This is a genomic window from Brevibacillus sp. FSL K6-6036, from assembly GCF_037964015.1.
In the GTDB taxonomy this organism is placed as follows: Bacteria; Bacillota; Bacilli; order Brevibacillales; family Brevibacillaceae; genus Brevibacillus; species Brevibacillus borstelensis.
In genome coordinates, this window is sequence record NZ_CP150173.1 from 3,603,524 (window position 1) to 3,617,290 (window position 13,767).

Consider the following 13,767-nt stretch of genomic DNA (forward strand, 5'->3'; position numbering starts at 1 on the left):
CGTCATAAGTCCAATCTCACAAATCTATCGGCGGAATAGGTTTTAGCTATGTCGAGCGATGGCTCGGTCGAAATCGTCGGATTTTACTCGCGACTACTTTGGTTGGGGGTATCGATGCTTGTGCAGATGTTTCCTGCTTTTCTTTTGGTGGTAAACCGGGCTGTAGAGGTAAGAAACAGGAGAAAAAGCAAAAGTACGGTGGGACGGGTTTTTGTAGGCAAATTCGAGCCCGTCTGGATAATCGAGTTGAAGGGCTTGGGAAAACTGGAGAGCTTCCCTTACTGGAATCTGTATGACGAAAACGGCAAGCGTTTCGACGTTCGGACCGATTTTGCCAAGACGTATATGGAGAATTCAGACAAGGGAGTCGTATTGGTCCAAACCCTGATTGTCAAAGGAATGGAGCAGCCTCCGCAAAAGCTGAAGCTCGCTTTGCAAACCATCGAAACACGGTACATAGACTTGAACTGGCAACCGCCGATCCCTCCTAGTCCATAAAGCTGGCCTGGGGTATCACCTGATTCCATCAAGCCATCATAAAGGCCCTGAGCGATCATAGCTCCGGGCCTTTTGCTTGGGAAGCCATGCTTTATGTTGCAAGTATGGCTTCCGCTATTCACGAAAAATAAGGCTGTCTTTCTTGAAAAGATTGCCGTCATTATGTTTTGGCATCCGTGAGTATCATTTCGAATCAAGCCTGCTTTATCCGTGAGTATCCTGCTTGATTCAGCCTGTTGTGCCACCCCGAATCGCAGGAGAAGCCTGTTTCCAGGCTTCTCCCCACCGCGGCCCCTGGACAAGGAGCAAGATAACCCGAAGCCCGCCAACAAGCTTACCGAGCAAACAGCCCCAGCTTCTCAATCCTTCGCACTGCCTCCGCCAGCCTTTCTTCGCTGGAAAGAAGCGCCGCGCGCACATACCCCTCGCCCGTCGGTCCAAAACCGACGCCAGGCGCAACCACCACATGAGCCTTTTCCAGCAGCAAATCGGAAAACTCGACCGATGTAAACCCTTCGGGAACAGGCAGCCAGCTGAAAAACGAGCCCTCTGAAGGCTTGGCCTGCCAACCGATCCGGTGGAGCTCGGCGAACAGCACATCCCGCCTGCTTTGGTAGACGGAGACGAGATCATGTACGCATTGCTGCGAGCCGGTCATCGCTTTTGCCGCCGCCATCTGCACAGCGCCGAAGAGACTGACAAAGTAATGGTCCTGAATCAAATTGACCAGCCGTACGAGCTCCTTGTTTCCGACCATAGCCCCGACGCGCCAGCCGGCCATGTTGTACGTTTTCGACAGGGTGTAAAACTCCACTCCTACTTCTTTTGCCCCCGGCACCTGCATGAAGCTGACCGGCTTTTTGCCGTCAAAGCTGATCGCACCATAGGCGAAATCATGGCAGACGACGATCTCGTGCTTGCGGGCGAAGCGGATGGTCTCTTCAAAAAATTCCACCGGAGCGTTGACCGCCGTCGGATTGTTCGGGTAATTGAGGAACATCAGCTTGGCTTTTTCCAAATCTTCCGGCTTCAACTGGCCGTAATCCGGAAGAAACGCGTTTTCAGCCTTGAGCGGCATCATGACCATGCGGCCGTCAGCTACAGCCACGCCGGACCAGTAATCCGGATAACCTGGATCGGGCACCAAAGCGACGTCCCCGGGGTTCAGCAGCACCTGACAAATCTCAACCAGACCTGTCTTGCTGCCAAACAGGATGGCTACCTCTTCCTCCGCGTCCAGCTCCACGCCGAACTCTTCCTTGTACCAGTGGGCGACGGCCTGCTTCAGCTCCAGCCTGCCGCTGAACGGCGGGTATTTGTGATGGACAGGGCGCTTGGCCTGCTCGCTCAGCTCTTCCACGATATGCTGCGGTGTCGGGAGATCGGGATTGCCCTGTCCAAGATTGATAATGTCATGTCCGGCCGCGATGGCCTTGTTTGTTTTCGCTACCAGCGTGGCAAAAAACTGCGTCGGCAGTCGGTCCACCATGGCAGATGGTTGGATGCGCATTGGCTTTCTATCCTTTCTTTCGCAAAAATAATCCAGACATCGAAGCAGGCATGCAAAAAGCCCCTTTTCCTGAACAGAAAAAGGGGCGGATCGTGCGTCTCCACGTTCTTATCTGTCAGGATCGCTCCTGCTGGAATTGGCACAGCATCTGCAGAATATCCTGCAAGATCCGCTGCCGGGCTTCATCGGGCCAGTCCCTCCACCTCTCTGGATAAGTTAACAGCAACCTATTTACTTTGAATGTCTACTATACTACTTGAGCAGGTTGGGAGTGTCAATACAATATCCCGAACCATGGCCCGGGCTGCTTTGCTGTTGCTGGCCCGGCAGCCTGCAGGGCCTCGTTAGACAGCCTGGCAGTCCTCAACTGTCAGCCTGGCGGTCCTCAACTGACAAACTGAGGAGCCTCACTGACAGGCTGAGGGGCCTCGACTGACAGCCTGAGCGGCCTCGGCTGAAAGCCTGCTGGTCTTCGCCTGACAGCTACGAGTATCCGTCCAAGCATTGCTTGTCATGACCCGAGCTTCTCCGGAGCAGGCAGAGCTGCCTTCATCTCAGGACGCTTTACAAAGGACGTGTACACGGTAAAGCAAGCGACAGCGACCAAAGCCAAAGCAGCCATGAAGTAGACCATCCCATTTGCTCCGAGCGCTTCAAAGATCACGGCGCCCATCAGCGGGCCGACCATGCGTCCTCCTGAGCCTACGCCCCCGATGAGGCCTTGAATGAACCCTTCACGTCCCGGTGGAGACAACTCGGCAGCGATGGTCGGGACGGCAGGCCACACCAGCATTTCACCCAGTGTAATGACAAACATGGCCACGAAAAAACCGGCGTACACCGTCGTCTGGGACAAGATCAGCATGGAGAGCGAAAAGACGTAGGCGCCTAACAGCAACTGCGCTTTCAGCGTACGGGCGAAGTGCCTGATCACCCAGGAGATAAACGGCTGCCCGAACAGGATCAAAGCACCATTCAGCGTCCACAGCAGGCTGTACTCCCTGAGCGTGATGCCCAGCGACTGCATATACGCCGACAGCACAGTCGTCCACTGCGAGTAAATAATCCAGCAGACCAACAACCCTGCCGACAACAGACCGAGCGCTAGCCATGCCATCGGGCGACCGGCAGCTTGAGCGGCATCCGTCGCCATTGCCGCCGCGGCCCCTTTTGATCCGCCGGCCTTCTCCGCCAATCCCGCGGCAGGCAGCTGTGCCCCCTCACCTTCCTCTGTGTGCTTCGCCGACGCTGCCACGAGCCGGCCTTCTTTTTCCTGACCGCGCTCAAGATCGACCGTGCGGCTCAAAAAGATAAAGAGAAACAGAACTGCCAGCTGCAGCGCCGCATTTCCAAAGAAAGTCCAGGCAAAGGAAATGCTCGCCAGCATTCCCGCCGAGGCGGAACCGATCGCTACCCCGATATTGAGTGCCACATAAACCGTATTCAAGCCCTTGCGGCCGCCGTCAGGCCACAAGAGGCCGATCAGGGCATTGAGCACAGGAAACATGATGCCGGAGAAAAATCCGTTCAAAAGCAGCAAGACCGTATACGTATGAAAGCTGGTTGTGAAGCCCAGTGCCACAGCTACGGCTACCGCTCCCGCTGTCGCGGCGTATACTGTGCGCATTTTCCCCCAGCGGTCAAAGAGAACCCCGCCTGTCAGACTGCCGATCAGGTACGCTCCCTGATTCAGCATCAAAAGAACACCCGCTACGGTGAGCGGCTTCCCGAGAAAATCGTGGATGTAGATCGTCACCAGCGGCCAGATACAGGCCATGCCCGTAGAATGAATAACGGCAGCAACGGCCAGAAGCCGGATGCTGCGCGGATAGGAATTCCATAGTCGACTCATCTGATGTTTACGCCTCGCTCCGATAAAAATCTCCGCTTTTCCCGCCGGTTTTGCTCTGGAGATACGTCGGCCCGATTACCATTTCCTTGTCCATGGCCTTGCACATGTCATAAACGGTGAGCGCGGCTGCGCTTGCGGCTGTCAGTGCCTCCATCTCCACGCCGGTCTTGCCGGTCGTTTTGACGGTTGCCTCGATATCCAATGTCGCTTTGTCCGCATACGAAAAGCGGATGTCAATGCCCGTCAGCGGCAGCGGATGACACATCGGGATGATCTCCCACGTCTTTTTCGCAGCCATTACTCCGGCTACCTGTGCGACAGCCAATACATCCCCCTTGGCAATCTGCCCCTCGCGAATGCGCAGCAGCGTTTCCGGCTTCATCGTGATTTTGCTGACAGCCACCGCTACCCGCTTGGTTACCTCTTTTTCGGAGACGTCCACCATTTTGGCCCGTTGTTGATCGTTAAAATGCGTTAATTCGTCGTTCATTTCTTCCTCCCATTTGCTTTCCGCCTGGGAATGCCCTTCTTTTTCGATAATCTAACCTTACATTCAGCACTGTAGAAAATCAATCGGGAATCTGCAAGAAGTCGCTCTCGGATTTGGCAGTTAGGCGCAATTATGTTATCGTCACAAGTAGAGAGAAGCTTTTCCTTCCTATAAATAACCCTTGGGAAACGAGGAGTGCTACATGCAAATATCTGTCCTTTTATTTGCCGGTTTGGCCGAGCTGGCCGGCGAGCGAACGATACAACTGACACTGCCGGAGGGAGCAACCGTACAGGACCTGCTGCAAGCCGCATCCAGCCAATACCCTGCGCTGTCCTCCCTGCTCGGCAGCTGCTTTATCTCCGTCAATCAAGAGTATGCCAAGCCGGATACGGCCATCCGGGCCGGAGACGAAATCGCCATATTGCCACCTGTGAGCGGCGGTCAGGACCCTCGTTTTGCCATCACGACCGAACCGCTGAGCGCTGACAAACTGGTCAAGCTCGTGTCCAATCCGCATGCCGGCGCTGTCCTCGCTTTTGTCGGAACCGTCCGGGAGTTCACGCACGGCCAGCGTACCGTATTGCTTGCCTATGAAGCCTACGAGCCAATGGCAGTGGAAAAAATGAAGCAGATCGCGTCCGAGGTTGAAGAGCGGTGGCCGGGTACGAAGCTGGCGATGCATCACCGGATCGGCGAGCTTGCCATCGAGGAGATCGCGGTGGTCGCTGCCGTAGCGACGCCGCATCGAAAAGCGGCTTTCGAGGCTGGCGAATACGCGATCGAGCGGTTGAAGCAGATCGTACCGATCTGGAAGAAGGAAATCTGGGAGGACGGCAGCGAGTGGAAGGGCCATCAGCAAGGACCTTGGAACCCGACAGCGCTTCCGGATGACGTGGAAAGGAGCTAACCTACCGTGAATACGCGTTATTCCCGTCAAATCCTGTTTCCTCCTATCGGCCGCGCGGGACAAGAGCGGCTGTCGCAAAGCCGTGTAGCGATTGTCGGCATGGGAGCGCTGGGTACGGTGTCCGCCAATCACATGGTTCGCGCAGGCGTCGGTTTTGTCCGGCTCATCGACCGCGATTTTGTGGAACCGAGCAACCTCCAGCGGCAAATGCTCTACGACGAGGACGATGCCCGGCAGCATTTGCCCAAGGCCATCGCAGCCCACGCCAAGCTGACGCGGATCAATTCCGAAGTCGCGATCGAGCCTGTCGTGGCTGACTTGACCGCCTACAATGCGGAGTCTCTGCTCGCCGATGTCGATCTCGTGCTGGATGCCACCGACAACTTCCAGGTGCGCTATCTCGTAAACGACGTCTGTGTCAAACACGGCATTCCCTGGGTGTACGGCGGAGCGGTCAGCGCGACCGGCACGTTTGCCTCCATTCGCCCGGGCGTGACGCCTTGCCTGCGGTGTCTCTTTCCGGAGCCGCCCAATCCGGGTGAAATGGCGACCTGCGATACGGCCGGGGTAATTGGCCCGATCATTCACATCGTGGCCTCTTATCAGGCGACAGAAGCGCTCAAAATCCTGGTCGGGGACACCGATGCGCTAAACCCCAATCTGGAGCATTTCGACTTGTGGAACAATCGCCACCACCAGATCAAGGTGGCGAACGGGCGTCGCGATGACTGTCCGACATGCGGCCAGCGGCAGTTCTCCTTTTTGCAGCCGGATTCGCAAGAGGGCCAAGCCGTCTCCCTGTGCGGCCGGGATACGGTGCAAATCTCCCCTGCCAGCAATATGTCGCTTGATCTGGATGTGGTCGCTGAACGGCTTTCCCCGCTGGGCCAGGTGGAACGCAACAAGTTTCTCCTGCGCTTCCACGTAGACCCGCACACGCTGGTCGTCTTTCCAGACGGGCGGGTGCTCGTGCAAGGAACGGATGACGTCAGTCTGGCCCGCACTCTCCATGCCAGGTATATCGGAGCTTGAGCGCACGGCGAGCATTGCAAAAAGTCCCCTTCTTTTTAAGGAAGAGAGGGGACTTTCTTGTCCTCCGCGAATGTGATGATAAAGGTTGTTCCTTCGCCTGGCCGGCTCTGTACGGCAATCTTTCCCTGATGCAAATCGACAATCTTTTTTACGATGGAAAGGCCAAGTCCGCTGCCCCCAACGGCCCGATTCCGCGATCTGTCCGCCTTGAAAAACCGCTCGAATATCCGCTCCTGATCCTCCCTTGAAATGCCGATGCCGGTATCGGAAATCTGCACGACCACCTCTCCCCCTATTCTCTGGGCACGGACGCTGATCGTACCGCCCGGGGGAGTAAATTTGATGCTGTTGCCGAGCAGGTTGGTCCAAACCTGGCTCATCATGTCCTCGTCCGCGACGAGCTCCACTTTTTCCAGCTCTGCGTCCAGCTCGATGCCTTTCTCCAGCCACTGCGGCTCACATGCCAGGATGATGCTCCGAAGCTGGTCGTCGAGACGGTAGCGCTTCCGCTCCATCGGATGCTGCCTCGCTTCCAGCGATGTGAGCTTCAGCAGATTGTCGCTCAGCTTTGACAGGCGCTTGCTTTCCGTTTCAATAATATCCAGATAATGGAGCTGTTCCTCGCGGGTGAGATGCTCGCTTCGCAAGGCGCGGGCGAAGCCGCTGATCGAGGTCAGCGGAGATTGGATTTCGTGAGAGACGTTGGAGATGAACTCCTGGCGCATCTGCTCCATTTCGTTCAGCTGCTCCGCCATATGGTTGATGTTCTCGACGAGCTGCCCCCACTGGTGCTCCGTTTTGATATCGAGCTTGACGCTGAAATCCCCTTTGGCGATCCGTTTCAATGCGTCGATCAGCAGTTGGAAAAGCTCCACATGCCGCGGCCTGACAAGCCGTGAAAGAAGAAACATAGAGCAAAAAAAGATGAGAAAGCCCAAAAAGGAGTTGACCAGTCCCCTGACAAACTCGGAAGGCTCGATCCCGATTTTCGGGTACAGGCCTTGCGTAATCCAATACGCAGCAGACCAGCAAAGATTGATGTAGATGACAAAGCCGATGACGCCAAGGACTCTGAGCCATATCACCTTCCTGTGCGGATGAACGCTCATGGCCTGATCTCCAGTCGGTACCCGAGCCCCCGAACGGTTCGAATCTGAAAGCCGCACTCCGACTCGGGAAAGCGTTCCCGCAGGCGGTTGATGTGCACATCGACGGTTCGCTCATTGCCCTCGAAGTCAAAGCCCCAAATCTGCTCGATCAGCTGCTCGCGGGAGATGGTCTGCCCCGGATAGCTGGCCAGCTTGAACAGCAGCTCGAACTCTTTGGGAGGAATCGTCAGCTTTTGGCCGCCCATCCCGATTTCAAATGTCTTCCGGTTCAATTGCAGCGAACCGGCCTGTACCGTGTGCGAGGCTGCGATCCGGTACCGCTTTAACAGCGCCTTGACGCGAACAACGAGCTCCGCCGGTTCGAACGGCTTGACGAGGTAGTCGTCCGTTCCCAGCTCGAAGCCTTTGATTTTTTGCGCAGTCTCTCCCTTGGCTGTCAGCATGAGCAGCGGGATGTCGTAATGCTTCCTGAGCTCGCGGCATAGCTCCCATCCATCCATACGGGGCATCATGATGTCGAGGATAACCAGATCCGCCTGATCCGTCTCCATGATAGCCATGGCTTCCTGACCGTCGGCTGCCTCCAGGATATCGAAGCCTTCGTTTTGCAAAAAGACCCTGACCAGTTCGCGAATATGCGGATCGTCATCGACAACCAGCAGTTTGGCCATTTGCCTACACCTCCTGTTTCATTCGCAGCTGCTGCGTGGCAAATTCGCGGTACATCGCATGTGTTTCAAGCAGCTCTTCGTGCGTTCCTTTTCCGGTAATCCTTCCTTTTTCCAGAAAGACAATCTGATCGGCATCTACGACCGTAGACAGGCGATGGGCGATGACGAGTGTCGTGCGTCCCTTCATCAAATTGTTGAGCGCCTGCTGCACGATGATCTCGGATTTGCTGTCCAGACTGGAGGTCGCTTCGTCCAGCATCAGAATTTGCGGGTTGCGCAGCAGCGCCCGGGCGATGCCGATGCGCTGACGCTGTCCGCCCGACAGCTTCATGCCTCTTTCGCCGACCTGTGTGTCATATCCTTCCGGCAGCTCGTCGATGAATTGATCGGCGTATGCCATCGAAGCAGCTTGCCTCAACTCCTGCTCGCTGACAGGACGCGAGATTCCGTAGCAGATGTTATCCCGGATGGTCCCTGCTATCAACGGGCTTTCCTGGGACACGTAACCGATTTTGCTCCGCCACGACGACAGCGTATAGTCGCTGATCGGGCTGTCGCCGAGCCGGATCGTTCCGCCAGTCGGCTGATAATACCTTTCGATCAGGGAGAACAAAGTCGTCTTCCCGCTGCCGCTCGGTCCGACGATCGCCGTCACTTTCCCCGGCTCGACCCGAAAGCTTACATCGTCGAGAATGGTCTCCCCGTTTTCGTAGGCAAACGTCACCCGGTCGATATGGATCGGCAGCCCCGCATCCTCCAGCGGCCGTCCCGAAGCGTGGTCTTCTTCATCGGCTTCCAGCGTGGAGATGATCCGCTCTGTCGCACCCATCGCTTTTTGCAGCTGGGTAAAGAACTGGGTGAACTGCCCGAGCGGCATGATGATTTGAACCAGATAAAGAATAAACGCGACAAGCTCTCCTGCCGTCAAAGCGCCCGTGGAAACGCGCATTCCTCCATATCCCATGATGACGACCAAAAGCACCATCAGGACAAACGAAATGAGCGGACCGATCAGCGCCTGTACTCTGCCTTCCTTTAATCCGAAACGGAACAGGTTCTCTATTCCCCGCTTGCCGCTTTGGTACTCGTGCGGCTCGGCATTGGATGCCTTGACGAGACGGATTTCCGACAGCACCTGATTCATGATGGTGGTGAAGCTGGCGGTCTCGTCTTGCAGTCCCTTCGATATTTTGTACATCTGCCGCCCCAGCGGGACCAAAATGAGCAGTGACAGCGGAACGGCAATCAGCATCGTCAGCGTCATCTGCCAGTCGAGGTAGAGAAGCGTCGCTACCGAACCGATGATGGAGATGATCCCGGTGAAAAAGCTGGACAGGTGATCCGTGATCAGCCCTTTTACGACTCCGGTATCATTCGTCATCCGGCTGATCGTTTCCCCGGTCCGGTGGTTGTCATAATAGCTTACGGGCAGGACGAGCAGCTTTTTCCACAGCCTGTCCCGGAGAGCGGCGACGATGCTTTGCCCCACGTGATTCAAAAGATAGATGGTCAGCCCTCCTGCGATGGCCTGGGCGATGAAGGCCACGGCCAGCAGCACAATCTGTCCGGTGGTGATCGAAGCGAGCGTAAAGCTGTCCACAAGATTTCGCGTAAACAGCGGGATCACCAGACTGACAAGCGTCGTGGCGATGCTCATGAACAAGGCCACGCCCAACTTCAGCTTGGACGGGTTGGTCTGTTTGATCAGCTCGTAAAAAGAGCGCCAGTTTCCTGTTTTTGTCTTCGTTTGCGTATGTGTCTGTTCCATAAATAATGATTTCTCCTCTCCTAAAGCTTTCCGCTTGATTCCCCCAACACCCTTGCACCATTTCTTTGGCAATGCGGCGATTTTCCCGTTCGTTTCACTTCCCATCCGGTTTTATGCATGGAGAAACGATACCGCATGAATGTAAACGGAATGTAAACGGGATAATACATGGAGTCTGGTTATTTTTCCTAGCTCTACCGTCAAAGCGGCATCGTGTTTTTTCCGAGTGATTTTGTGTATAAAGGATGAAATTTGGGGTAGAAGCGGGGAAACAAATCGAGTATAATAGGTTCGTAATGAAGAAACGAAACTATGTTTCACCAGATGAAACCCCGAAATAATTAGGGAGGTTATGCACATTGGCTACACACGATGCTTACAACGTGAAGTCTTCCCTGCAAGTGGGCGATAAAGCGTACGCATACTACCGCCTGCAAGGCCTGGAAGAACAAGGAATCGGCGAGATCTCCAAGCTGCCATTCTCGATCAAAGTCCTGTTGGAGGCGGCAGTTCGTCAGTTTGACGGCCGCGCCATTACCAAAGAACACGTACAACAACTGGCAAACTGGACAAAAGGACGCGACGGCAATCAAGAAGTGCCGCTCATGCCTGCCCGTATTGTCCTGCAAGACTTTACTGGTGTTCCTGCTGTCGTAGACCTCGCCGCTATGCGCATCGCCATGAAGCGCGCCGGTGGAGATCCGAAGCGCATCAACCCGCTCGTACCGGTTGATCTCGTTATCGACCACTCCGTCATGGTTGACGATTTCGGAAACGACAAAGCTCTCGATAACAACATGAAGCTGGAATTTGAACGCAACCAGGAGCGCTACCGCTTCCTGCGCTGGGCTCAAACCGCTTTTGACAATTTCCGTGCGGTTCCTCCTGCGACCGGTATCGTTCACCAGGTAAACCTGGAGTACCTCGCATCGGTAATCGCTACCCGCGAAGTAAACGGCGAGCTCGTCGCTTTCCCTGACTCCCTCGTAGGTACCGACTCCCACACCACCATGATCAACGGTCTGGGCGTACTCGGCTGGGGCGTTGGCGGTATCGAGGCAGAAGCAGGAATGCTCGGCCAACCGCTTTATTTCGTAACGCCAGAGGTCGTCGGCTTCAAGCTGACCGGTACCCTCAAAGAAGGCTCTACCGCTACCGACCTGGCACTGACTGTAACACAAATGCTGCGCAAAAAAGGCGTTGTCGGCAAATTCGTAGAGTTCTACGGTCCTGGCCTGTCCAACATCTCGCTGGCTGACCGCGCTACGGTTGCCAACATGGCTCCTGAATACGGCGCGACCATGGGCTTCTTCCCGGTAGACGCGGAAACGCTCAACTACCTGCGTCAAACCGGCCGTGAAGAGTCCTTGATCAACCTGGTGGAAACCTACACCAAAGCACAAGGCCTGTTCCGTACAGACGACACGCCAGATCCTGTCTTCTCCGAAACACTGGAACTGGATCTGTCCACCGTCGTACCGAGCCTGGCTGGTCCGAAGCGCCCGCAAGACCGCGTAGAGCTGACTTCCATGAAGGAATCCTTCAACGAAAGCCTGCGTACGCCAATCGAAAAAGGCGGCTTCGGTCTGTCCGAAGAGAAAATCGCTGCTGAAGCGCAAGTAACCTATCCGACCGGTGAAACTGCGACCCTGAAAACAGGCTCCGTCGTTATCGCGGCAATCACTTCTTGTACCAACACCTCCAACCCGAGCGTTATGCTGGGCGCAGGTATTCTGGCGAAGAAAGCGGTTGAAAAAGGCCTGAAAAAGCCTCCGTTCGTGAAGAGCTCCCTGGCTCCAGGTTCCCGTGTCGTTACCCAATACCTGATCGACGCTGGTCTGATCGACTCTCTGAACGCCATCGGCTTCAACGTCGTCGGCTACGGCTGCACCACTTGTATCGGTAACTCCGGTCCGCTGCCGGAAGAAACCAGCAAGGCAATCGCTGACAACGATCTGACTGTAGCGGCTGTCCTGTCCGGTAACCGCAACTTTGAAGGCCGTATTCACGCCCAGGTGAAAGCGAACTACCTCGCTTCTCCTCCGCTCGTTATCGCATACGCGCTGGCTGGCAACGTGAACATCGACCTGACCAAAGATCCGATCGGCATCGGCAACGACGGTCAACCCGTTTACCTGAAAGACATCTGGCCAACTCCGCAAGAGCTCAACGAAGCAATGGGCAAAGCGATGAATCCGGAGCTGTTCCGTGCGCAATACGCAAAAGTATTCACACAGAACGAAGAGTGGAACAAAATCGACGCTCCGACAGGCGATCTGTACGAGTGGGATGAAAAATCCACCTACATCCAGGAGCCTCCATTCTTCAAAAACCTGGCTGGAGACGCAGGTCACATCGACGAAGTACTGAAAGCACGCACCATCGCGCTGTTCGGTGATTCTGTCACAACTGACCACATCTCCCCTGCCGGAAACATCTCGCCGACCAGCCCGGCTGGCCGCTATCTGCAAGAAAACGGCGTAGAACGCAAAGACTTCAACTCCTACGGCGCTCGTCGCGGAAGCCACGATGTCATGATGCGCGGTACGTTTGCCAACATCCGTATCCGCAACCAAGTGGCACCTGGCACCGAGGGCGGGGTAACCAAATACCTGCCGACGGGCGAAGTCATGTCCATCTACGATGCGTGCATGAAATATCAAGCAGACGGTACTCCACTGGTTGTTCTGGCCGGTAAAGAGTACGGTACAGGGTCTTCCCGCGACTGGGCGGCAAAAGGCACCTTCCTGCTCGGCATCAAGGCTGTTATCGCAGAAAGCTTCGAGCGCATCCACCGCGCCAACCTGGTAGGCATGGGCGTACTGCCGCTGCAATTCGCAGACGGTCAAAGCTGGAAGTCTCTCGGCATCGATGGCAGCGAAACCTTTGACATCCTCGGCCTCTCTGACAATGTTCAGCCTGGCCAACGCGTCAAAGTGAAAGCGACTCGCCAAGACGGCAGCAGCTTCGAATTCGACGTAATCGTACGCCTCGACAGCATGGTTGACGTAGACTACTATCGCAACGGCGGTATTCTGCAAACCGTTCTGCGTCAGCTTCTCGACGAAGGCAAACCGGTAAACGCATAAGCTTTACCCAATATTTCCATTACAGCACCCACCCATAGCAGGCAGACATCGTCTTAGACGGTGTTCTGCCTGTTTTTTTGTGCAACCGGCTTCCCCATCCTGCGCGAGCTAACGGCTGCTGCTGCAATATTTGCCTTTTTTACAAACCGCACCCTTTGATAGAATGTCACTCATGGACTGTGAAACCGTCTCCCGAGCCAATCCGTAAATGACCAGTAACGGGTGGTGATTTTATCCATGGGGTCTATTTTCGATTTCTTGTTTTACCTCTTCTTTTTAGCGATCACAGGGCTTACCGCTCTGTATCCTCGCACTGCTTTGTCTAAGCGCGATTATGAGCCTTCACAATTTCGGGTCGACATGACTCGCATCATTTCGAGCATTGTTTTTTTCATTTTTTTGATCAGCTTCATACACGATCTCTTTTTCTAGCGCAAAACGAATGTATCTTCCTTCCCTGGCAAGGCACCCTATAAAAAAGGAGGGACTGCGCAATGGACCAACGAGATTTTGAACAGATTTACGCCGCTTACAAGGCAGAGGGCGAGCGGCAGGCCCGGCAGGAGAATGGCGGTGGGACAGGAGCGCCGCTATCCGCCGATGGAAAGGAGAGCATCGTTGCCGTCCGCAAAAATGACGACGGCGATCTGATCGCTTTCAAGACAAATACGGGACGGGAGCTGGACTATGTGACAGCCCTGCAGGAGGCAAAGGCAGGTCAGCTTGCCCATGTCGACGTCTTCCACAAATACGGCCGTGACATTTTGCGGAGCGAGCCGGACGGAATCAAGGAGAACAATCTGGACAACCTGCCTACGTTTTAAACCCTGGACAAACA

Annotated in this window: 11 protein-coding genes and 1 riboswitch; of the genes, 5 read left to right on the forward strand and 6 right to left on the reverse strand. The window is 55.2% G+C overall.

From position 1 onward, the window contains the following. The first annotated feature begins 114 nt into the window (after positions 1 to 114). Positions 115 to 498 (forward strand): hypothetical protein, encoded by a 384-nt coding sequence (locus NST37_RS18205; RefSeq protein ID WP_003389149.1) that lies wholly within the window; start codon positions 115 to 117, stop codon positions 496 to 498. A gap of 334 nt (positions 499 to 832) precedes the next feature. Here NST37_RS18205 and NST37_RS18210 read toward each other — a convergent pair whose 3' ends face one another. The 3 genes from NST37_RS18210 to moaC all read right to left on the reverse strand — a co-directional run bounded on the left by NST37_RS18210 (position 833) and on the right by moaC (position 4,350). Then, positions 833 to 2,008: a pyridoxal phosphate-dependent aminotransferase gene (locus tag NST37_RS18210; protein WP_003389147.1), complete on the reverse strand. Its 1,176-nt coding sequence runs from the start codon at positions 2,006 to 2,008 to the stop codon at positions 833 to 835. A gap of 105 nt (positions 2,009 to 2,113) precedes the next feature. Beyond that, positions 2,114 to 2,226, reverse strand: a riboswitch (SAM riboswitch). A 293-nt stretch (positions 2,227 to 2,519) separates the two neighbouring features. After that, entirely contained in the window at positions 2,520 to 3,860 is a 1,341-nt protein-coding gene (locus tag NST37_RS18215) for an MFS transporter (protein ID WP_003389145.1), read from the reverse strand. A gap of 7 nt (positions 3,861 to 3,867) precedes the next feature. Further along, complete coding sequence (moaC, locus tag NST37_RS18220) at positions 3,868 to 4,350, reverse strand: cyclic pyranopterin monophosphate synthase MoaC (RefSeq protein WP_003389143.1); 483 nt, start codon at positions 4,348 to 4,350, stop codon at positions 3,868 to 3,870. Between the two features lie 202 nt (positions 4,351 to 4,552). On the opposite strand from moaC, the gene moaD reads away from it, so the two are divergent. Both moaD and NST37_RS18230 read left to right on the forward strand, forming a co-directional pair. Next, positions 4,553 to 5,260, forward strand: a complete 708-nt coding sequence (gene moaD / locus NST37_RS18225) for a molybdopterin converting factor subunit 1 (protein ID WP_003389141.1) — start codon at positions 4,553 to 4,555, stop codon at positions 5,258 to 5,260. A gap of 6 nt (positions 5,261 to 5,266) precedes the next feature. Beyond that, entirely contained in the window at positions 5,267 to 6,292 is a 1,026-nt protein-coding gene (locus NST37_RS18230) for a ThiF family adenylyltransferase (protein ID WP_031933123.1), read from the forward strand. 35 nt (positions 6,293 to 6,327) lie between these two features. Here the strand turns inward: NST37_RS18230 and NST37_RS18235 are convergent, their stop codons facing one another. From NST37_RS18235 to NST37_RS18245, 3 genes are read right to left on the reverse strand one after another with little or no spacing between them, the layout of a single operon-like run. Beyond that, positions 6,328 to 7,401: a HAMP domain-containing sensor histidine kinase gene (locus NST37_RS18235; protein WP_339185630.1), complete on the reverse strand. Its 1,074-nt coding sequence runs from the start codon at positions 7,399 to 7,401 to the stop codon at positions 6,328 to 6,330. Next, entirely contained in the window at positions 7,398 to 8,072 is a 675-nt protein-coding gene (locus tag NST37_RS18240) for a response regulator transcription factor (RefSeq protein ID WP_003389138.1), read from the reverse strand. Before NST37_RS18240 ends, NST37_RS18235 begins: the two co-directional genes overlap by 4 nt. Positions 8,073 to 8,076: 4 nt before the next feature. Then, on the reverse strand, positions 8,077 to 9,840 hold the full coding sequence (locus tag NST37_RS18245; protein ID WP_024982878.1) for an ABC transporter ATP-binding protein: 1,764 nt from the start codon (positions 9,838 to 9,840) through the stop codon (positions 8,077 to 8,079). A gap of 359 nt (positions 9,841 to 10,199) precedes the next feature. On the opposite strand from NST37_RS18245, the gene acnA reads away from it, so the two are divergent. Both acnA and NST37_RS18255 read left to right on the forward strand, forming a co-directional pair. Next, positions 10,200 to 12,929, forward strand: coding sequence for an aconitate hydratase AcnA (gene acnA / locus NST37_RS18250; RefSeq protein WP_003389136.1), 2,730 nt, complete (start codon positions 10,200 to 10,202; stop codon positions 12,927 to 12,929). Between the two features lie 494 nt (positions 12,930 to 13,423). Further along, positions 13,424 to 13,753 (forward strand): DUF3892 domain-containing protein, encoded by a 330-nt coding sequence (locus NST37_RS18255; protein WP_003389134.1) that lies wholly within the window; start codon positions 13,424 to 13,426, stop codon positions 13,751 to 13,753. Positions 13,754 to 13,767 lie beyond the last annotated feature (14 nt).